The organism is Pontibacillus sp. ALD_SL1, from assembly GCF_017355605.1.
In genome coordinates this window covers 3460045-3482709 of record NZ_CP062974.1, presented here as the reverse complement: position 1 = coordinate 3482709, position 22665 = coordinate 3460045, and the positions used below count along the sequence as shown (strand labels likewise).

The 22665-nt window shown below is 40.1% G+C and carries 16 protein-coding genes; 13 read left to right on the top strand and 3 right to left on the bottom strand.

The features are described 5' to 3' along the window. The first annotated feature begins 269 nt into the window (after positions 1 to 269). The 5 genes from IMZ31_RS17325 to IMZ31_RS17305 all read left to right on the top strand — a co-directional run bounded on the left by IMZ31_RS17325 (position 270) and on the right by IMZ31_RS17305 (position 7958). The gene (locus IMZ31_RS17325; protein WP_207528501.1) at positions 270 to 1409 is read left to right on the top strand and encodes an S-layer homology domain-containing protein; all 1140 of its coding nucleotides are present in this window, start codon (positions 270 to 272) and stop codon (positions 1407 to 1409) included. A 14-nt stretch (positions 1410 to 1423) separates the two neighbouring features. Next, a complete protein-coding gene (locus IMZ31_RS17320) occupies positions 1424 to 1879 on the top strand; it encodes a hypothetical protein (protein ID WP_207528500.1) in 456 nt (151 codons plus the stop codon). Positions 1880 to 1911: 32 nt separating this feature from the next. Then, positions 1912 to 5346, top strand: coding sequence for an immunoglobulin-like domain-containing protein (locus IMZ31_RS17315; protein ID WP_207528499.1), 3435 nt, complete (start codon positions 1912 to 1914; stop codon positions 5344 to 5346). Positions 5347 to 5473: 127 nt separating this feature from the next. Next, the gene (locus IMZ31_RS17310) at positions 5474 to 6229 is read left to right on the top strand and encodes a hypothetical protein (protein WP_207528498.1); all 756 of its coding nucleotides are present in this window, start codon (positions 5474 to 5476) and stop codon (positions 6227 to 6229) included. 328 nt (positions 6230 to 6557) lie between these two features. After that, positions 6558 to 7958 carry a CAP domain-containing protein gene (locus IMZ31_RS17305; protein ID WP_207528497.1) on the top strand — a complete coding sequence of 467 codons (1401 nt, stop codon included), beginning with the start codon at positions 6558 to 6560 and terminating at the stop codon, positions 7956 to 7958. Positions 7959 to 8076: 118 nt separating this feature from the next. Here the strand turns inward: IMZ31_RS17305 and IMZ31_RS17300 are convergent, their stop codons facing one another. Both IMZ31_RS17300 and IMZ31_RS17295 read right to left on the bottom strand, forming a co-directional pair. Then, complete coding sequence (locus IMZ31_RS17300; protein ID WP_207528496.1) at positions 8077 to 9888, bottom strand: NPCBM/NEW2 domain-containing protein; 1812 nt, start codon at positions 9886 to 9888, stop codon at positions 8077 to 8079. Between the two features lie 314 nt (positions 9889 to 10202). Further along, complete coding sequence (locus IMZ31_RS17295; RefSeq protein WP_207528495.1) at positions 10203 to 12020, bottom strand: NPCBM/NEW2 domain-containing protein; 1818 nt, start codon at positions 12018 to 12020, stop codon at positions 10203 to 10205. A gap of 325 nt (positions 12021 to 12345) precedes the next feature. On the opposite strand from IMZ31_RS17295, the gene IMZ31_RS17290 reads away from it, so the two are divergent. The 3 genes from IMZ31_RS17290 to katG all read left to right on the top strand — a co-directional run bounded on the left by IMZ31_RS17290 (position 12346) and on the right by katG (position 16015). Beyond that, positions 12346 to 13056 carry a hypothetical protein gene (locus IMZ31_RS17290; protein WP_207528494.1) on the top strand — a complete coding sequence of 237 codons (711 nt, stop codon included), beginning with the start codon at positions 12346 to 12348 and terminating at the stop codon, positions 13054 to 13056. A 72-nt stretch (positions 13057 to 13128) separates the two neighbouring features. Continuing rightward, entirely contained in the window at positions 13129 to 13395 is a 267-nt protein-coding gene (locus IMZ31_RS17285; protein WP_207528493.1) for a hypothetical protein, read from the top strand. Positions 13396 to 13798: 403 nt separating this feature from the next. Beyond that, positions 13799 to 16015 (top strand): catalase/peroxidase HPI, encoded by a 2217-nt coding sequence (katG, locus tag IMZ31_RS17280; protein ID WP_207528492.1) that lies wholly within the window; start codon positions 13799 to 13801, stop codon positions 16013 to 16015. Positions 16016 to 16182: 167 nt separating this feature from the next. Here katG and IMZ31_RS17275 read toward each other — a convergent pair whose 3' ends face one another. Then, entirely contained in the window at positions 16183 to 16668 is a 486-nt protein-coding gene (locus IMZ31_RS17275; protein WP_207528491.1) for a competence protein ComK, read from the bottom strand. Positions 16669 to 17117: 449 nt separating this feature from the next. Between IMZ31_RS17275 and IMZ31_RS17270 the strand changes: the two genes are divergently transcribed. The 5 genes from IMZ31_RS17270 (at position 17118) to IMZ31_RS17250 (ending at position 22566) form a co-directional block, all read left to right on the top strand. Then, positions 17118 to 17636: a sigma-70 family RNA polymerase sigma factor gene (locus tag IMZ31_RS17270; protein WP_207528490.1), complete on the top strand. Its 519-nt coding sequence runs from the start codon at positions 17118 to 17120 to the stop codon at positions 17634 to 17636. A 208-nt stretch (positions 17637 to 17844) separates the two neighbouring features. After that, positions 17845 to 18600 carry a YveK family protein gene (locus IMZ31_RS17265; protein ID WP_207528489.1) on the top strand — a complete coding sequence of 252 codons (756 nt, stop codon included), beginning with the start codon at positions 17845 to 17847 and terminating at the stop codon, positions 18598 to 18600. After that, on the top strand, positions 18590 to 19288 hold the full coding sequence (locus IMZ31_RS17260) for a CpsD/CapB family tyrosine-protein kinase (RefSeq protein ID WP_207528488.1): 699 nt from the start codon (positions 18590 to 18592) through the stop codon (positions 19286 to 19288). The genes IMZ31_RS17265 and IMZ31_RS17260 overlap by 11 nt, the downstream gene beginning before the upstream one ends. 206 nt (positions 19289 to 19494) lie before the next feature. Beyond that, positions 19495 to 20271, top strand: coding sequence for a tyrosine-protein phosphatase (locus tag IMZ31_RS17255; protein ID WP_207528487.1), 777 nt, complete (start codon positions 19495 to 19497; stop codon positions 20269 to 20271). 432 nt (positions 20272 to 20703) lie between these two features. Further along, positions 20704 to 22566, top strand: a complete 1863-nt coding sequence (locus IMZ31_RS17250; protein ID WP_207528486.1) for a polysaccharide biosynthesis protein — start codon at positions 20704 to 20706, stop codon at positions 22564 to 22566. The last annotated feature ends 99 nt before the right edge of the window (positions 22567 to 22665 follow it).

Below are 22665 nucleotides of genomic sequence, written 5' to 3'. Positions count from 1 at the left end.
CTCTCTTTTTTATGACAAATTTCTTAGTCTTTTAACATGATTGTAAAAATACATACAATTATTTCATTTATTAGTTGAAAAAAGTAGCAGATTTGTTAGAATGACTAATGTGAGTATTTCCATTTTAGCCAAACTTTTCTACTAATATCAGATTAGTACATAGTTTGTAGTTTTGTGTGAACAAGGGCTTGTAGATGGTAAAAAAGTAGTCTACTAGTCTCATATATAACCATGTACATTTGTACATAATTTAAGGAGGAAAATTTTCCATGGCATTTCAACCAAAGTCTTATCGTAAGTTTGTTGTTGCATCCGCATCCGCAGCTCTAGTAGGGGCAGCAGTGGCACCAGCATCTGCAGGCGCAGCAGAAGCTACTACAGCCGCTGACGCATTCTCTGATGTAACAGTAGACACGCCGCATTACGAACATATCAATGCACTATATCAAAAAGGTATCATCAGTGGTTTCGAAGACGGTGAATTCAAACGTGATGAGTACGTACCGCGTAGCCAAGCAGCTGAAATGATCTTCAACGCACTTGGTCTTGAAGAAGTAGATGATCTTTCTAGCTTCACATTCACAGATGTAAACGATCGTCTAAAAGGTGAAATTCAGGCACTAGTAAACGAAGAAGTATTTGACGGTCATTCTGAGACTGACTTCGGTTATGGTGAAAACCTTACTCGTGAGCAAATGGCTAAAATCATTGCAGAAGCATTTGATCTTCCGCAGAAAAATGTTCCTGATGCAGACTTCACAGACCTTATGGATACAAAATTATATCCATTCATCAACGCAGTAGCAGCAGCTGGTGTTGTTGACGGTTATGAAGATGGAAGCTTTGGTGTAGGTGACCCAATTAAACGTGGAGACTTCGCTAAAATGCTTCACAATGTACTGCCGGATCCAGTTCCTCCACAAGATACATTGGAAGACGTTGAAGGATCAGTAGATTCTACACTTCCGGGAGTTTACTCTGTAACAATTCCACTAACTAACCTTAAAGATGCTACGAAGGATTCAATGGTAACGCTAACAGTTGGCGATGAGACTATTGAACTTGCTTATGATGAAGAACTTGATGCATTCGCAGACTTCCAGGTATCTGGTTATGAAGTTGAAGAACTGAAAGCTGGGATTGTAGATGTTGAAACTCCAGAAGTTAAGACCGTTGCAGACTTGAATGGTGGGATTAACTCTACTCTTCCGGGTGTCTTCACAGTAGATATCAGCTTCAATGAACTTCAAGCCGAAGGTGTAGCGAAGGAAGATACAGTAACTCTAATGATCGGTGAAGATTCTGTAGCAGAGTTAACATATGATGAAGAGCTTGATGCATTCGCAAACTTCCAGGTTTCAGGTTATTCAGAGGAAGAATTAATGGGCGCTACAGTTACTTCTAACTAAGAAGGGTGAAATGAATGAAGCGATCGACTAAATGGATGTCTATATCAGCCATTGCAGCGTCTCTAGCAATCACTCCTGTCTATGCAACGACAGTAGACGCAGCAGATGTCTCTATTGAAAATCTATCATTCTCTTATGATGGTCAAAACCTTTATAAGTCTTACAATGATTTTTCAAGAGCTCTCATTACAAAGAATGGTGGCATGTACAAATTCGTGACTGAGAAAGAAATGTCAATCCAAGCTATTGGACTGGCTGATGATACGTATGTTAGCTATACCAAATTCGCTAAAAAAGTCATTACCACGGACAAGGATCCAATGACAATTTTAGATGAACTTTCTCAAGATCCTGAAAGTACTGTTCCAGAAAACGAGGTTTCGAATTATAAGGAAATCACAGGATTTGATCCTGAAGGTAATCCTTATACAGATGAACCAGTCGTACCTGAAGTAACAGACATTTACTAAATTTATCAAGATTCCAAGGAGGATTTTTAACCATGAAGAAGAGCCAACTAAAAGTTATGACGTCAGCGGCTTTGGCAGCAGCAGTAGCAGTACCGGTAGCAGTACCGGTAGCAGCAGCAGTACCAGCAACAACAGTTGATGCAGCAGAAGTAACTGTAGAGTATGTAGCAATCGAAGTAGACGGCACTGTAGAGGTTGTAACATACGATAATCTTGCGAGACAAATGGTTAAAGGTAGTGGAGACGTATACGACCTACTACAAGAAGGCACAATCGTATCCGTAGGCGTTAATAAGGATACATTTGTAAGCTATGAAGCACTAGCTAAAGCTGTTGTAACTACAGAAGATAAAGATACGTTCGAAATTCTAGCAGAACTAATGCTTGATGAATCAAAACTAGTTGATTCTAGCGATTACCCGATCCCTGGAGTACCTAAAGAGGATACTGAAGCACCAGAATTCTTATACAAAGGTACAGCTACTATCCAAGTAGAAAATGGATCTGAATTTACTGTTCCTGAAATCTCTGCTTTAGATAACGTTGACGAAGACGTTGAAGTGAATACTGAAATTACAAAAGACGGAGAGACAGTAGAATCTATCGATACTACTGTGGCTGGGGAGTATACTGTAACTTATACTGCTGCGGACGAAGCTGGTAACCAAGCTGAGCCATTAGTTATAACTGTGGAAGTAGCAGAAGCACCTGATACAGAAGCGCCAGTTCTTACGCTAGATGGTGAGTCTACTATTTCTCTTGAAAATGGAGAGGAATTAACTCTACCAACAGTAACCGTTACGGATAACGTAGATGAGGAAGTAGAAGTAACTTCTGTTATCACGGATTCTGAAGGCAATGCTGTAGAAGAAATTGATACTACAGTAGCTGGCACATACACAGTTACCTACACAGCAACAGATGCAGCAGGCAACGTATCTGCGGAAGAAGTTGTAACAGTAGAAGTTGCTGAAGCAATCACTGTTGACTCTGTAAGTGCACTTGACGCTACTACACTAGAAGTTACTTGGTCTAACGGTGAGACTACTGAAGTAACTCTTGAAGAAGCTCTTCTAGACGGTGCTACTACAGTTACATTCTCTTACGATGGTGAAGAGTACACAGATGTAGAACTTTCTGAAGCTTATGTAGCTCCTGATACAGAAGCACCAGTTGTAACAGTAGACGGTCTTACAACAGACTCCACTGTATTTGGTTCTTCTCTAACATTCTCTGTTGATGCAACAGACAACATGGACGAAGAAGTAACTCCAGTAGTTATGTTCGGTGACGAAGAAGTTGAAATGAACGAAGATGGCACTTACACTGTTGAACTTACAGAGGGCGAAAACACAATCTCTGTTAAAGCAATGGACGAAGCAGGTAACGAAACAGAAGTTCAAGACTTCACTGTAAGCTATGATGCTTCTGTTACAAATGCAACTGAAGCGGTAGTAGCTTTCGAAGATACTTCAATTGAGACATTCGCTGATGTAGCTACAGCAACAGAAGCTCAAACCTCTGCAGAAGAAGCGATTGCTCTTGTAGCTGATGAAGAAGTACAAGCTGAACTTCAATCTCGTGTAGATGCTCAAGTAACTGCTAACGAAGAAGTTCTTTCTACAGTAGTAGAAGACGTAACATCTGCTTCTAACCAAGTACAACTAAATACAGCTCTTCAAGGATTCTTCACAAACGTTGATGCGGATCTAATTGCAGACTATAGCACTGCTATTGACGGTTCAGAAGAAACTGTAGAAGAAATCCAAATGGATGTATATACAGTTAACGCTGTAAACGATGTTGAGGATGCAGATACACAAGTTGAACTTTTAGCTGCTCTTCAAGCTGGTGAAGAAACTGGAGTATTCTCAAACGTTCGTGAAGAATACATTGAAACTTATGATGCTAATATTGTGGGTGCAGACCTTACTGCAGAGGATATTCAAGAAGCAATTGATGGTGCAGTTAATGATGTAGTTGATACTGCTGTAACTGCAGTTGAAGAAGCTGAAGCGGACCCAGCTAGTGACGTAGAGTTACAAGAAGCTCGTGAAGCTATCGCAACTGTCCCTTCTGATTTAGTAGATGAAGAAGGAAACAATATTCTTGAAGGACTTCAAGAACGTCTAGAGAGTGTAGCAGTTGTAAATGATGTGTTAGCTGCTGACACTGTAAGTCAAGTTCGTCTATTGGCTTCATTAAATGATAACGGCTTTGAAAATGTTAACGCTGACCTAATTGCTCAGTATGATACAGAAATTGATGGTTCTGTAACTGTAGAAGAGATTCAAACAGTTGTTAACCGAGTAAATGCAGTAGATAGTGTTGAAACTAGCTTAAATGCATTAACTACTACAAATGATGAAGACGCGACTGTCCTTGTAGAGGGCGTGACTCAGGGAGACATTGACTCAGTTCAAGAGCAGATTGAAAACTTGGAATCTGAATATTCTTTAGAAGTTGCTTCGTATGAAAGCGAACTTAATGAAGCACAAGAATTGTTAAACATTGAAGAAGCTGCAGCTACAATTGATTCATTAACATCTACAAATGATGAAGATGAAACTATCCTTGCTGAAGGCGTAACACAAGAAGATATTGACGCAGCTCAAGAGCTACTGGATTCTACGAGCTATGATTCTGAAGCGGATGCAGCAGGTTACCAAGCCGATCTAGAAGCAGCACAAGATTTGCTTGACGCACTTAACCTTGAAGAAGCAACAACAGCAATCGACGCATTAACAACTACAAATGACTCGGATGAAACTGTACTTGCTGAAGGTGTAACTCAAGCTGATATTGATGAAGCACAAGAGTTATTGGATGCATCTGCGTACGATACTGAAACAGATAGTGAAGAATACCAGGCAGCCATTGCTGAAGCACAAGATCTGCTTAACGCAATTAATCTTGAAGAAGCAACAACAGCAATCGACGCATTAACAACTACAAATGACTCGGATGAAACTGTACTTGCTGAAGGTGTAGCTCAAACGGAAATTGACGCAGCTCAGGCTCTATTAGATGCATCTGCATATGATACTAGTGCAGATAGTGAAGGGTACCAAGACGACATTGAGTTGGCTCAAAACCTATTTGATACTGCACAAATCAATGCAGCTACTACTGTAAGTGACCTAGAGCCACTACTTGTTAACCTAGACCTTGATGCTTATAACAATTTAACATCAACTCAACGTCTAGAAGTAGCAGAATGGTTCCTTGCGGGTGACGATGAATTCGATAGTACTGCAGAAGTTAAAGCTGCACTTACTTTAGATGTTTCAGAATATGAAGCGGGAATTGCTACAGTTAATGATTTATCTGTTAACACTATCTCTGGTATGGATGAAGTATTAGATGAGCTTAACATTGAAGAATACGAGTCCTTATTGCTTCACAGCAACTTGTTGCTGCTGAGAATGTTCTTAACAACAGAACAGATGCAGATGAAGATGGTGTAGGAGATTATTCTTCTATCACTCAAATCGTTAATAACTTTTAATCTGAGCTCACTATAATAAACTATAATAAGAAGAGCCAGCCTATAGGCTGGCTCTTTTATTACAATCTATTAAAGGAGGGAAAAGCTTGATTACACTGCCCGTCTTAAATGGAACTTTAGCAACAGAGGAAATCATGCACGTTAATTTTGCAGAGGATATGACAATAACAGCCACTTCTTATGTTGACATTTGCGACTCAACCTCGCAGTTGCTAACAGCATTAAAAAATGATTCTAAAAAGCTTAACATGGAACAAATCAAAGTTATAGAAGAACGCTTGCAATGCTTTTCTAATAAGACAGAAGAGTACTATGAATGTATGTTTTTGATAAAAGCACTGAAAAAAGGATGCCAAAACTACCCGGTGGAGTTTTCAGAAAGTAATTTAAATGGGGGGATAAATGATTCAGATGAAAATCAAGTGGATTCAGTGGAGACATATTTAATTGATAAGAGATATAAAAGTTATATAAATCTAGGAGATAGTGGAAGAAAACTAGTCGCGAGAAGAATGTCTACTCTAGATTTTAACAATGAAGATAGACTTGAAGATTTACTTAATAATGAAATTAGGGCTCTTAATGAAAAAATAATTGAACTAAAAAATGCTGGGAATGCTGATGATTTCTATCAGGTGGGATATGCACTCGGATTTGACTGGGCCAGCAGTGGGGATGAAATTCTTCTTAAAGCTTATAAAATTTGGACGGAATCTAATAAAGAAGATTTAAAGACACTAACTCACGTATACAGTCGATTAGAAGAGGTTATTAATAAAGTAAATGAAGATGGATTCAGTAGCCCTACTATTTCTGAGAACCTATACTCTAGAGTTAACTAAAAATTAATGATTTAATGCAAAGTCTTGTGAAGGGAGAATGTCTTTACAAGGCTTTTTTACTGTAAGTATTTATTTTGTTTATTTGTTTGAGTATTACTTTTTTAATTAGTAAGAAGATGAAAGTCTTAAATCAGTTCTTGTATCTTTTTTGTAGTAAAGTAAGTATTAACTGAAATTGATCATTTTGCGTTTGTTATGTTGCAATATGGATGGTTTGTAAAATAAAGTAAAACAACGCTTGAAATTAAGGGTTACGACCCGATATATATTATGTAGCTTTGAAGAGCTATTCAATTAAATTAGATATATTGGTGGAGGTAAGCGGGTTATGAAGATAATGAAGTATGGTGTATCAATGTTTACGTTTATAGTTTTCTTTTTATTGGTTTCAAGTAACAGTAGTGCATCTACTAACTTTATATGGGTCAAGCCGGTAACTGAGGTTAACCCGTATAAGAATTGGACGATACAATTCAACACAGAAATGGATAGATCGACTTTTAATAATATAAGAGTTAAGGATTCAACTGAGGATGAGGTTGATGTTGTCGTTTCAGTGAGTAATGATGATAAAAGAGCTATTGTTGAAGCACCAAATGGAGGATATATAGGTGGGGAGACGTATACATTAATAATTAACAAGGGAGTTGCATCAGTAAGAAATAAGCAGTTACAGGAAGAAGTGCGTATGGATTTTACCATCAAGATAGGTCCAGAAATGATCAATACAAAAGAGGAGATCATGGCGAAGTGGAATCTATACAAGCCCACATTTGAAGGTAATCCCTTCTCTTCGTATCCTAGCATATCTTTTCCATACGAATTAGGCGGAATCAAGCAGGGATTTTTAGAAGATGGTTTGAATATGACTAATTTTATGAGGTATCTGTCTGGCTTACCTGATGATTTAGAACTCGATCAATCTCTAAACCAACAAGCACAATATGGTGCTGTTTTATTAGCTGCGAATGGTTTATTAAGTCATCACCCACCAAAGCCCTCTGATATGAGTGAAGAATTTTTTAATATTGGTTATAGGTCTACCTCACGTAGTAATTTGCATGTATATTATAGGCATGAAAACTATAATTGGGCATATGAAGTGGAAGATGAGATTCAAATGGGAACGTTAGAAGGCTCAGTTTATAGCTATATGATGGATGAGGATTCTAACAACATTGATAGCGTTGGTCATCGACGGTGGATATTAAATCCTCCGCTAAAAAATATTGCGTTCGGATTCGCAATGAACAATGATATTGATGAGAATTTCCACTATACTTATTCAACCATGCAAGTTTTTGATAAAAGCAGAGAGGATAAGGTGGAGTATGACTTCATAGGTTGGCCTAGCAGTAATAGATATTTTCCAAATGAATTCTTTAAAAGTGATGCACCTTGGTCAGTGTCTCTAAATCCCCATAACTATCAACTTCCAAGTATGGATGAAGTAGAAGTTCGATTAAAGAGGTTATCAGATGGTGAAATATGGACGCTTGATAAGAAGGATAATTATTTTGATGCGAAAGAGCGTAACGTATCTGGAGAATATTTTAATGTGAACAGTCGATTGATGGGGGTACGTTATTGTATTATATTCAGGCCTGATCCACTGGAAGTAAAGGAGTATAAAGGCTTATATGAAGTTACGATAGAAGGATTGAAAGATCGTAATGGAAATGATAAGACTCTTCAATATACTGTTAATTTCTTTGATATGTTTAAATAATTTAACTGCTAAAAATCATCGTTCCAAAAGTAAGGGTGATTTTTGTTTACAAACTTTCTCACTATTATATATGAAAGAAAAAAGAGGTAACTGAATTCAGTTACCTCTTTTGGTTTATTTATTTTTCAATAACAAAATCCATTTTCACGTTTTCACCAAGCACAATACCATTAGTGCCCTTTATATCTTTCATCCAAAGCGTATATTTTTGGCCTCTTTTGTACTCATTCACAGGTGAGATCGTTAGTTTTGTAGCATTGTCTTTGCGGTCAATGATGTAAAGCATCGGAACAATCTTGTTATCTTCGTTTACGATGTACACGTTCTTCTCGATGATTGTTTCTATATCCATAGGGACATTAAACTCTACATTCCAATCTTTATCAACGTCTACATCTGTTTTCTTTCCCCATTCTTTGTATTCACGAATGTCTTCCTCAGGGTTGCTGTTGGTTAAGATAGGAGATGAGAAAATGATGGCGTGATTATCTTCACCTACATCACTCCGACCTCTGTCAGGCATACTTGCTTTTAAACGTAAGTATTTGGTTCCTGGTGGAATGCTTACCTCTATATCATCCTCTGTCTTGTTATTTGTGAATTCTTCACTGTAAATAACTTGATCATCAGCAAGGATTGAAGCTGTAGTAGTCCCAAGATCACCGGTGAGGTATTTGGAATCTAGGCTGATTTTTGTTCTTAATTTTGAATACGTATAATCGCTTATATAAAAATCAGCGTACATATTACTAGGCTCACCGTAAGTAGAAGGTTCAAAGCCATAACCATCTGAAATCAATTCACCATCTACTTCAAAAGGGCTAGAATACCAATCTCCGTAATGAACGTCATCCGGATCGTTGGTCTTTGAGTATCCTATGGATGATAGTGATAAATAATCTCCTATGGATATAAGGGGGAGTTCATTTGTAAGTAAAGGGTTTTCGAATAATACACCATGATTCCCCTGTTCTCCTTCGTCCTGCACTACATAAAAATAAAGATAATTTGTATCCTTTGGAATTTGTACTTTTACATCCTTAGAAGAAGTTGTGTTTTTAAACTGCGCGCTATAGATTTCCTTATTGTCAGCATAAATAATAGCTTGGGTTTTACCTAAGTCACCTTGTGACCATTTCTTATCGATGGAGATTGTTGTCTCCAGAGTCGTGTACGAATAGTCTTCGATATAAAAGCTACTATACATTCTATCTTTATTTGAACTATAGGCACTAGGTTCAATACCATAGCCACGAGCTAGAAGACTCCCATCACTTTTCTGAAACGGAGCATTGTACCATACCCCATAGTGAGTATCGTCGCTGTCTGATGATTCAGCAATACCGATGGTAGCTAAGCTTAATTGATCTTTCTTAACAGTTGAAGCTAATGAGTTAGTAAGCCTTGCATTATCATAAATTAGCGCGTGGTTACCTTGAGTCCCGGCATCCTGTATAGCATATAAAGTAATAGAATTTGTGCCTTTAGCGACAGGAAGCTTTATAGTCTCCACTCCCGAAGTGTTCGTGAATGTCTTAGAATAAATTTTTTCATCATCAGCATAAATAACAGCTTCAGTAACTCCGTTATCTCCTGTAGTCATGGATTGATCCAGTGAAATGGTAGCTTCAAATGTAGTGAAGTCTTGCTCTTGTATGTAGTATTCAGCGTACATTCTCTCATCTGAATTTGAGTAAGTACTAGGTTCAAAGCCAATGCCATTGGTTGAGCTCTTACCGTTTACTAGCTCAAACGGTTCTTCATTCGACCATCCATTATAGAACACGTCGTCAGAGTCACTAACCTTACTTTCGAGGCTGGAATTCAATAGAACTGAATTAGACGCTGCATTTGTGTTACCAGATAGTGTCACAACAGTTAATAAAATCAGTAGACTTACGAAAAGTCCTTTTAAAGAATTTTTAAACAAGGTTCCTACACTCCTTTTATATGGTTGGTTTACGCTTGTGCTCCCCCTTTCTAGGAATTAAGACTTATAGTCGTTTCTATAAGAATAGTTAAAATCCTATCAAATGGCAACCTTTAAATGGAATTATTTCTATATTAATCTAATTATTTTGGTTGAATTATATATAGATTGAAAGAAGGATTTGGGTATGCGTCTAATTATCTCCCATGCAAATATTTGATGGAAGAGGAGTTGAAAGCGTTAATTATGACTATATACCTACAAACATGAGCACTAAAAAGAGGCAACTGTGTCAGTTGCCTCTTTTAATTTATTTATTTCTCAATCAAAAAGTCCATTTTCACATTTTCACCTAGAACAACACCATTGGTACCTTTGATATCTTTCATCCAAAGCGTATACTTCTGGCCTCTCTTATATTCATTAACAGGTGAAACCGTTAGTTTTGTAGCATTGTCTTTACGGTCGATAATGTAAAGCATAGGAACGATCTTATTATCTTCGTTTACAATGTAAACGTTCTTCTCAATGATTGTGTCAATATCCATTGGAACATTAAACTCTACGTTCCAATCTTTAACAACGTCTACATCTGTTTTGGTTTCCCATTGCTTGTATTCACGGATATCTTCCTCTGGATTGCTGTTCGTTAAGATAGGGGAGGCGAAAATAATAGCGTGATTGTCTTCTCCTGCGTTATTTCCGTCACCACCGGTCATACTAGCCTTCAAAGTTATGTTTTTGGTTCCTGGCGGGATCGTTACTTCTACGTTATCTACAGTTCTGTCATTTGTGAAGTCTTCGCTGTAAATAACTTGACCATCAGCAAGGATTGAAGCGTTCGTAGTCCCAAGGTCACCAGTGAGGTATTTAGAATCAAGACTAATTTTTGTTCTTAATTTTGAGTATGTGTAATCTCCTATGTAAAATTCAGCATACATATTGCTGGGTTCACCGTACCTATCAGGCTCAAATCCATACCCGCGTGAGATCAGTTCTCCGTCTATCTCAAAAGGTCGGTTATACCTCCAGTTCCCTTTATGAACGTCTTCGTAATCGTACGTGTTGGAATATCCTATTGATGATAATGCTTTAAAGTCTCCAACAGACATAAGAGGTAGTTCATTTGTCAGTACAGGGTTCTCGAAAAACAAACCATGGTTATGTTCCCCGCTCTGTTGTACGACATAAAGATAAAGATAAGTTGTATCTTTTGGAATTTGTACTTTTACATCTTTAGCTGATGTAGTGTTTTTAAACTGTGCGCTATAAATTTCCGTGTCATCAGCATAAATGATAGCTTGCGTTTTACCACGATCCCCTTTTGTCCATTTCTTATCAATGGAGATGGTCGTCTCAAGAGTAGTATAAGAATAGTCTTTTATATAAAAGCTTCTATACATTCTGCTTTCGTTTTCACTATATCTATGTGGTTCAAAACCATAACCGCGGCGTGTAAGACTGCCGTCACTTAGCTGAAATGGTAAATTAAATTTAGACCAACTACCATAGGAAGAATCGTCATAATCAGACGATGAAGCAGTACCGATCGTAGCTAAGCTTAATTGATCCTTTTTTTCTGTTGGGGCTAGTGACGAAGTAAGTCTTGGGTTATCATAAATGAGGCCATGATTCCCTTGGTTTCCTGCATCCTGTACAGCATATAGAGTGATGTACTCTGTGCCTTTAGGAACAGGTATCTTGACTGTTTCCACCCCTGATGTGTTCGTAAATGTCTTGGAGTAGATCTTCTCATTATCAGCATAGATGACAGCTTCTGTAATTCCGTTATCTCCTGTAGTCCATGACTTCTCTAGTGAAATGGTAGCCTCAAATGTAGTGAAGTCATGCTCTTTTATGTAGTATTTAGCGTACATACTCTCTTCTAATTCAGAGTATCTATGAGGTTCAAACCCAATACCATTCGCTGACTTTTTCCCATTTACCAATTCAAAAGGGTGTTCGGATGACCATACATTATAGTGAACATCGTCGTAATCACTTACTCCATCTTGGAGATTAGAATTCAATGGTATTGTATTAGATGCTGCGTTTGTATTTGTGGATACTGTAACAATAGTTAGTAAGATAAGTAGACTTGCGAAAAGTCCTTGCAAAGATTTTTTGAACAAGTTTTCAACACTCCTATTTTATGTTTGATTGGTTTTTACTTCTCCTCTCTGGTTATTTAGACTTATAGTCAACTTTATAAGAATAGTTAAAATTCACTCAAAACACAACCTTTTAGTGGAACTATTTCTATATTAAACTAATTTTATTAATGTATGGGAACAAACCTAGATTAAATAGAGTTCGATTACCCAAATAATTGAAATTTAGTATGCGGTAAGGCGTCCTTCTTTATAATAATTGGAAATCTACTATTACATAAATCTCCCACATGTTATACTAGAATTTAGCATGTAAAGAATATTTAAGAAGTAGGAGGAGTTAGCATTGCTAAGGAAGTTCTTAACCCCGATGCTGTTAACATTAACGATTATTGTAGCGGGATGCAGCTCTGATAGTAGTGAAGAAGCAGAAGAAGCTGGCGAAGCTGGAGAAAGTACCAAGGTAGGTACTGAAAAAGATACAGAACAAGATACCCAAAAAGATAGCACTAATGAAGGTGAGAATAAGGAAGATCAACAAGATCTGGACAATGAATCTTCTGATGAGGATCAATCAGAAGGAGAGGAAGGGTCTGTAGAGAATAAGGATGATCAGGGTTCGTCCACATCTAAAGAAAACGACGTAGAATCTTCTGAATCGGATCAAGGCTCAGATTCTTCTAGCACTGATGAAGATTCTGAAAATGATACTTCCGTGTCCAGTTCTTCAAATTCTAACGATCAAAGTAAGGGTAAAGAAGATGAGAAATCTAATGACGCTAAAGAAGATTCCAAAGATAGCTCCTCGGAAGTCAAAACCTATACATTTTCAGAGGTGAAGGGTAATGCTGAAGAAATATTGCCTGGCGTTACTGGTGTAGAGGTTAAAGTGAAAGAGCTAAAAGGTGCTACAAAAAAATCTAAAGTTTCTTTAGAAGCTGATGGCCAAAACATAGAACTTACTTACGATAAAGAAACAAACAGCTTCTTGAACCTTCAAATAACAACAGTAGAATTAGCTAAGATCAAGAAATCGAAAGTCCTTGTGAAAGGCTAAGTGAAGTATTGAAGACGGAAGTATTTTCTTTCATAATAGAAAGAAGAAACATAACGTTAAGGGGGATTCAACATGAGTGTAACGGTAAAAGATCACAATCCGGTTGTTAAAAATGTAGCGGGAATTGCGCAAGCTTTAAAAATCGACGCTTCCTCGCTAGAAGAGTTAAAAGGTGTAGAAAACTTATACTTAAGCATGGACTTGGATGGACAGGAAAAGCTAGTCAAGCTGGATTATGATGAGGAAGTGAATGAATTTCACGCACTTCAAATTCCGCTAGTCTTCTCAGAAGAAGATATTGTAAACGCTCAGATTGTACAAGTTCAAATTCAGGATTAATCAAGCATCACTTTAATATACGGTTATTAGAGGGTATATTCATTCTGCAAAAAAGATACAATTACAAGATCATTAAGTTTCATATAAAAGACGTTCGCATCTAGCGAACGTCTTTTATTATGCTCATTTAATAGAATGAAAGCCAGGAAGAAGTGACCCCCTAGAACATTGGGGCAGGGTGAGGGTGACGACAGCAGTATGTCACTCCTGCTCGAGTACGGATTGTTGTATTTAAAAAAGCCTCACAAGTACGATGATATAACTCGTTTTGTTTATCTGAATGTTATCTTTCAAAAAAGTACTGAATTTTACTAGTTCTAACTTTTAATCTGCGAAGTTATTTATTATAATTATAATCTAAGAACATATTTAATTTTTTCACAAATAGAAAGGAGCATCAATTATGGACAAGAATGAAATGCAACACAGCCAGGCAGAAGGGTGCCCGGTTACGGGAAATGGACAGGTTAAGCAGGAGGAAACGAGTGCAATTACTCCGGTTAAAGTGGGTACGAAGAACAAAGATTGGTGGCCGAATCAGCTGAACTTGGACATTCTTCATCAGCACGACAGCAAGCCGAACCCTATGGGAGAAGACTTCGACTACCGAGAAGCGTTCCAGAAACTTGATTTCAATGCGGTGAAAGAAGATTTGAAAGAAGTGATGAAGGACAGTCAGGATTGGTGGCCTGCTGATTATGGACACTATGGCCCGCTTTTCATTCGCATGTCCTGGCACGCGGCTGGTACATACCGTACCGCTGACGGCCGTGGTGGTGGCTCTACAGGTCAGCAGCGCTTCGCTCCATTGAACAGCTGGCCGGATAATGGCAACTTGGACAAGGCACGTCGCCTGCTTTGGCCCGTTAAACAAAAGTACGGCAATAAACTATCCTGGGCAGATTTACTTGTCCTGGCTGGTAACGTTGCGCTAGAAGACATGGGTCTTGAGACGGTCGGATTCGGCGGAGGTCGCGAAGACGTTTGGCACCCAGAACACGACATTTACTGGGGAAGTGAAACGGAGTGGCTGGGCAATGACCGTTATGAAGAAGGACGCGAGCTTGAGCAACCCCTTGCTGCTGTGCAGATGGGCCTGATATATGTAAACCCTGAAGGTCCAGACGGCAACCCTGATCCCCTTGCGAGTGCCAAAGACATCAGGGAAACGTTTGGCCGTATGGGCATGAACGATGAGGAAACCGTTGCCCTAACAGCTGGTGGTCACACATTCGGTAAGGCCCACGGTGCAGGGGATCCAGTCGCTCATGTCGGTGCCTCACCGGAAGCTGCGGACATGGAAGACCAAGGTTTTGGTTGGAACAGTACGCACGGAAGCGGCAAGGGTCGGGATGCAATCACAAGTGGGATTCACGGAGCGTGGACGCCGACACCAACGAAATGGGACATGAGCTACTTCGATCTTTTATTTGGCTACGAGTGGGAGCTAACGAAGAGCCCGGCTGGCGCTTACCAATGGAAAGCGGTAGATATGAAAGAAGAGCACATGGTACCGGATCCTGAAGATCCTTCTAGAAAAGAAGAGCCTATGATGATGACAGCGGACTTAGCGCTGCGCGAAGATCCGGTGTACGAAGAGATCTCTCGTCGCTTCCACCAGCGCCCAGAAGAGTTTGCCGACGCGTTTTCGAAAGCTTGGTTCAAGCTGCTTCACCGTGACATGGGACCGAAATCTCGTTATCTAGGACCAGAAGTACCGAAAGAAGATTTTGTCTGGCAGGACCCTATTCCAGACGTTAATTATAAGCTGACAGATTCCGAGATTGAAGACTTGAAAGCTCAAATCCTCGCCTCTGAACTGACGGTGAGTGAACTCGTCAAAACCGCCTGGGCTGCAGCGAGCACGTATCGCCAGTCTGACAAACGTGGTGGAGCGAACGGTGGACGCATCCGTCTATCTCCGCAGCGCAACTGGGAAGTGAACGAGCCGGAACAGCTTGAGAAGGTTCTCTCTGTCTATGAAAAGATCCAAACGAACTTTCATAAAAACGTGAGCCTTGCTGATTTGATCGTGCTTGGTGGTTCAGCGGGGATTGAAAAAGCTGCAAATAAGGCAGGGGTTGAAGTGAAGGTTCCATTCACCCAGGGCCGCGGAGACGCCACGCAGGAAATGACAGACGAAGAAAGCTTCGAATTTCTTGAGCCGATGGCCGACGGATTCCGAAACTACGAGAAGGCAGAATATACGCTCAGCCCTGAAGAGATTCTCGTCGACAAATCTCAGTTACTCGGCCTGACCGCGCCTGAGATGACGGTCCTCGTCGGTGGTATGCGCGTGCTTGGTGCTAACTATAGGAATAAAAAGCATGGGGTATTCACAGACAACGTCGGAACACTTTCTAGCGACTTTTTCGTGAACCTATTAGACATGGGTATTAAGTGGGAGCCGGTTGATTACAACGAATACGAAGGTCGCGACCGCAAGAGCGGCGAACTTCTTCGTACAGCGTCACGTGTCGATCTTGTCTTCGGCTCCAACTCCATTCTTCGCTCCTATGCGGAAGTGTATGCGCAAGCCGACAACCAAGAAAAGTTTGTGCGTGACTTTGTAGATGCATGGGTGAAAGTAATGGACGCGGATCGTTTTGATGTGAAATAAGGGTGATGAGTAAAAGGCTATAAGTGGTCCTTTGGCTAATCACGAATAAGGAAGGTGCTCGCGAATCTGGCGAGCACCTTTTTAAATAGAACGGAAACACAGAAAGCATCGGGCTTTCTGGCTCAGAGGAAGGGGGATGAAGCGGAGATGATGCTTTTAGTACGTCGCTACTGCTCGGCTACAAATTTCTTGTATTTAAAGAAAGCCTCACACGTACGCTGGTATTGTTTGTTTAATACATAATAGGAAACAGGAAAGTCCATACGATCCCCGTTCAAGAAGATGATGTACGAACCATGCTTGTCTCCGCCCTTTTTCCATACGTGCCAAGGAAAGATCCAAATGCATCCGAATTGCTCAGGTGACATGGTCGGAAAGGCGAAGATGTTCAACTCGGGTTGGATTGCAAGTGGTGCTTTCTTGTGATAATCCAACTGAAACTTCATCGCCCTCCGAATCCCCTCAGGTGACGTCATCCAGTGCAGACAAGACGTTTCAATAATCTTAGACGGTCTTTCCTTAGAATAGATTTCTCCAGCATAGCGATCCAAAATTCTGGCTTGATACCATTCATGATGATGAGGCGCAAGCACCATTGTCGATGGAGTGACGATGTCATTCTCCAGTGTAAGAATCCCGTTATCTTTATTCATATATTCCGTTCCCCCAACATTTATTTTCTATAAGCCTACTCATTACACGGTGTCTTATAAAAAGCAACACCGATCCTCCTCCCGTCATTCATTGGTCACTCACATCTGTGTTCGCCAGAGGTCAATTACTAGAGAGATTCTGAAGGCCTTTCATCATGGGGAATAGAGCACTCACCTCAACATTACCTATATTATAGTTATATAATTCCAAATATTTCAACTGTAAATGTCAAAATACCCATAAAAATTACATTTAATATACAAAATCAATGAATTTATAGGGTAACAGGAAGAACCCGTGTCCACTTTTGACGTTTCAGGGTGGGAAACGTAACGTTTGGGCGAATGAACGCAACGTATGTCGAAGTGATGGAATATTCATCTCGTTATATGATTCTCTTACCGGCGGAATACATGGAAAAAGCGCGCTTTTTGGAAACGAGGAAAGAGTGGTTAGAGAAGATTTAGAATTTGAGGGAATGATGGACCAGTTCACACCGATGATCCATCACATCATTCATAAACTACGCATTCGGGATCCTTACGGGGAGTTTTATCAGGAAGGGGTTCTGGCGCTGTGGGAAGCGGTCCAATCGTTTCAAGAGGACAAAGGGAAGTTATCGTCCTATGTGTATTTTATCGTACGCAATCGACTCATCTCTAAGATGCGTAAGGACAACCGACTCGCAGAGAAAGATGAGCAGTGTGCTCTTCTTTTGGAAGAAGAAGCTGTGTATTATGACCAACTATCGTTTAATCTCATCGATCCTTATGTATATCAAGAAATCAGCCGTGCCTTAACGGATAACCAGCTCAAATGGTTCGATGGCTTTATTCTGTGCGAGCAAACGTTACAAGAAATCGCAGATAGGGAGAACACGACCTTGAACGCCGTCAAGAACTGGGGCAGGCTTGCTAAGGAGAAGTTACGAAACTCTCAAGCTTTGTTAGACTACCTCACCGCGTAGCGATTGACTAGCAAAGAAGTAGACATAGGACTAAAGATTTAAATTATGAGAAAGGCTGTGCCTCTATAGTTCCATGGGGCCCGGCCTTTCTTCATTTTATCGACAAAATTATGTAAAGATCCTTTAAACATTACATTAAAAAAAGTAGGATTATGCTATAATATGTCCATGTGTAAAGAAGTAGATACAATATCAGGGGGTAATACGAATGGAAGAAACGATTTCTATTAAGGAAATCTTTGAGGTGTTGAAGAAACGAATCTTACTCATTCTTTCGATCATTGTGATGGCAACTGTGATCAGCGGAGTAATTAGCTTCTTCTTCTTAACACCAATTTATCAATCTAGTACGCAGTTTTTAGTCAATCAAGAGGAGAAAGCAGCTTCAAACAGTACGTATAACGTAAATGATATTCGATTAAATGTTGAAATGATCAATACATATCGAGACATTATTAAGAGTCCAATCATATTAGATGAAGTGATTGATGACATGAACCTTGATCTTAGCACAGATCAATTAGCTCAGAAATTTCAGCTATCAAACGGTCAGGACTCACAGGTTGTAACGGTAACCGTAACAGACCCATCTCATGAGAACGCAGTGATGATTGCCAATACGGTAGTCAAAGTGTTCCAGGATAAGGTTCCTGACATTATGAATGTTGATAACGTTCAAATTCTCTCAGAAGCGGAAGAAGTTATAAATCCGTCCCCGGTTAAACCAAATCCTATGCTGAATATCGCAATCGCATTTGTTCTTGGAGCGATGATTGGTGTTGGACTGGCCTTCTTACTAGAGTACCTGGATAACACGATTAAGGATGAACAAGATATTGAGAAAACACTTGGCCTTCCTGTCCTTGGTGTCATCTCACAGGTGAAGCCTGAAGACGTATCGAATCCTCATTCATCAAGAGCGCGGAACAGAACGAATTCAAGGAGTGATTCCATTGGCGCGTAAGAAAAGACAAGTATTGCAAAAAGCCGCAAGAACCCTCATAACCAATCTAAATCCTAAATCACCGATTTCAGAGCAATATCGAACCATCCGTACCAATCTCCAATTCGCATCAGTCGATCAAGAGATTCGTACGATGCTTGTTACATCCTCTGGTCCTTCTGAAGGGAAGTCCATGACTGCCTCAAACGTCGCGACCGTATTTGCTCAGCAAGGAAAGAAAGTCCTTCTGATTGACGGGGACTTACGTAAACCAACGATGCACTATACGTTCCGCGTAGGTAATCTGGTAGGACTCAGTAGCTACCTGGTTGGACAGAATAAACTATCTGGGGTTGTTTCTGAGACGGAAGTAGAGAACTTAAGTATCATGCCTTGTGGTCCGATTCCACCTAATCCGGCTGAGCTTCTTGGTTCTGATGCGATGAGTAGGTTGATAGAGGAAGCCAAAGAGACGTATGACATAGTTATCTTTGATACCCCTCCTGTTCTGGCCGTAACGGACTCGCAAATTCTTGCTAACGCTGTAGACGGTGTGTTGCTCGTGGTTCGTAGTAAACACACACAGCAAGAAGCCTCTCAGAAAGCTAAGGAACTTCTCGATAACGCACATGCGAAGTTACTAGGAGTTGTTCTGAATGGCAAGAGCGTGAAGGAGAGCCAATATTACTATTATTATGGTGAAAAATAGCTAACATAAATAATCGCCTCTTACAATAGAGGTGTTTATTTTGAAAATTTAATAGGAAATTTAGACCATTTTGCAAAATGGAAGAATTTTCGACAATGTTCTCTGTTTTCAAAAGGATAAGCCCTTGGTATAATTAGTAAACGCATCAATTATAACCATCTGTGCTAGGTACATAGTATAGGTGGTGTAGAGGAAGGGTGAGACTTTTGATCGATATCCATAGTCATATCTTACCTGGTTTGGACGATGGCGCCCAAACGATGGAAGATAGTATCGCAATGGCTCGAGCAGCTTACAAAGATGGAATTCGAACAATAGTAGCCACTCCCCATGACCAAAATGGGGCTTATGAGAATACGAGAGAAGAAATTCTTCAGGCTGTAAAAGATTTAAATAAAGAACTACAAGAACGTGATCTGCCGATTACGATTATCCCGGGACAAGAAACGAGAATTCATGGTGATATGGTAGATGATATTACAAAAGGTCGCTTGCTTCCGTTAAATGAGACAAGCGGATATGTCTTTGTGGAACTTCCGTCGGACCAAGTTCCACGATACACAAGTCAATTGTTATTTGATTTACAAGTAGCTGGATATAAGCCGGTGATCGTTCATCCAGAACGAAACCGTGAACTAATCCAACATCCGGATCAGTTATACCGATTTGTGAAGAACGGGGCGTACACGCAAGTGACCGCTGCAAGTGTGGCTGGAAAATTCGGTAAGAAGATAGCGAATTTCACCTTTGATATGATTGAAGCGAATCTAACACACTTTGTTGCTTCTGATGCACATAATACGACGAACCGTGCTTTTCTTATGAGTAAGGCGTATGATGCGATCGATAAAGAGTTTGGACAAGATATGAGTTATCAGTTTATGGATAACGCTGAACTTCTGTTAGAAGGGCAAGTTGCTTTTATGGACGTTCCTAGTCGGATTAAGCAGAAGAAGTTTTTGGGGATTTTTAATAAGCGTTAATCCTTTGAATATTATGATGGTGTCTCGGCTTTGAAATAGTGGGAATCGCCATATCTTTTATCCTATCAAAACGGGTGTAGCACCTTTGGCTCGTTTTGATAGATCTATTCCTATGTAAGAAGACCCTTACAAAGTAGGCCGAATCTATGATAGCATCGAAGGAACTTGCTAAATAACATGAGCGGGAATGAACACTTTCCCGTACTTTTTCATGTTCATCTTTGTATAGAACTTACACCACTACAATGTTTTGCCATAAATGCAGGTTTATGGACATGATACATCAGTGAGCAGCCCGTAAACGTGTACTTATTTCGAATAAACCGTCATATTAACGAGAGGAGGTCAGTACGTGAGTCAGTTACTCAGTACAAATGGTTTCATGTCAAAGCCATCTAAGAACAAGCGTAAGGAGAGAAGAGGTGTTGTTGAATGACGTTTGGTAAACGATTACTTCTACTAATAGCCATTGATTCCGCTATCGTATCCTTCTCCATCTTTATGTCGCACTTTTTCCTTAATCCTTATACAAACGTATTCGATACAGAGATGATTCTTGCGTCCGTCAGTTTACTCATTACCCACCATGTATTTTCTGCCATCTTTGGTTTATACAGAAGGGTATGGCGCTATGCCAGTGTACCAGAGCTAGTTGGAATTGGAGGAGTTGTCACCCTCTCCATTTTAAGTACAGCCTTTATACAGCTCCTAGTTTTCCAGAATACATATGAACGAGCTCTTGTTGTCACTTGGATGCTACATATTATCTTAATCGGTGGTGTCCGATTCGCCTGGAAGTACTATAAAACATACGGCTTTCACTTTTCACTCTCTAAACTAAAAGAGTCCAAAGAACCGTCCGTTCCTGTTGTCGAAGGACAAACGAGGACACTCATTATCGGAGCCGGATCTGCTGGACGCATGCTTGCCCGCCAAATGCAGGAGAACGAGGCGGCTAACGTTAAAGTAGTTGGCTTCGTCGATGATGACTCTACAATGAGCCGTCTAAAAGTTACCGGTCTACCTGTGTTCGGAACACTTGATAAGCTTTCTACTGTGGCGGAGTACGAACAAGTGAACCATATTGTGATCGCAATGCCATCCGTAGATAAAGCACGCATTAAAGAAATCGTAACTGAAGCCCAAAGTGTTGTGAAAAACGTGCAGATCTTGCCGATGATTGAAGACCTTATTATGGGTAACATCTCAGTCAACCAAGTGCGTGACGTATCCATTGAAGATTTACTCGGTCGTGAACCAGTCGAACTCGAAATGGAAAGCGTTTCTGATACGCTCACCAACCGCACGATTCTTGTCACTGGTGCAGGTGGCTCAATCGGATCTGAAATTTGCCGCCAAGTATGTAAGTTCGAACCGAAACGAATCGTTTTACTAGGTCACGGTGAAAACAGTATTTATACAATTGAAATGGAATTACGTAACCTGTATAAAGATAGATTTGAAATTGTTACTGAAATTGCGGATGTCCAACATAAAGAAAAAATGATGGACGTCATGGCGAAACACCAACCGGACGTTGTCTACCATGCTGCTGCTCATAAACATGTTCCATTAATGGAGCGTAACCCTGAAGAAGCAGTGAAGAACAACGTCATTGGAACAAAGAACGTTGCAGAAGCATCTGATGCACATGGAATCGGTACCTTTGTCATGGTCTCAACCGACAAAGCCGTAAACCCAACGAGCGTAATGGGCGCTTCGAAGCGTATGGCTGAGATGATTGTTCAGGATATGGATAAGCGAAGTAATACCCGTTTTGTTGCGGTTCGCTTTGGTAACGTACTCGGATCCCGCGGTAGTGTAATTCCTCTATTTAAGAGGCAAATTGCACAGGGTGGACCGGTTACGGTTACGCACCCGGATATGATTCGTTACTTTATGACGATTCCGGAAGCATCTCGTCTAGTGATTCAGGCTGGGTCCCTTGCGCAGGGTGGAGAGATCTTTGTGCTTGATATGGGGGAGCCTGTTAAGATTACTGATCTGGCTGAGAACCTGATTAAGTTATCTGGGTTTGAAGTTGAGGAGATTGGAATTGAGTATACGGGGATGCGTCCTGGGGAGAAGATGTATGAGGAGCTTCTTGGGGATGATGAGGTTCATGATGAGCAGGTATGGCCTAAGATTTATGTGGGGAAATCTGTTGACTTAGACATTCGACAGATTCATGACTGTATACTCGATTATCCAGACTTAGACGCTGATCGGCTACGTGGTCGAGTGCTCTCTATTGCAAAAGGTGAAGTACCTGAGTCCTTAATGGCAGTAAAATAACAAGGGTGCTTATAAGGCTTTCTTTTTCAAGGAAGCCTTGTAAGTAGCCTAAATAGAAGATTTATTTACGTTTTAATTAAATACATATTATATAGAAGA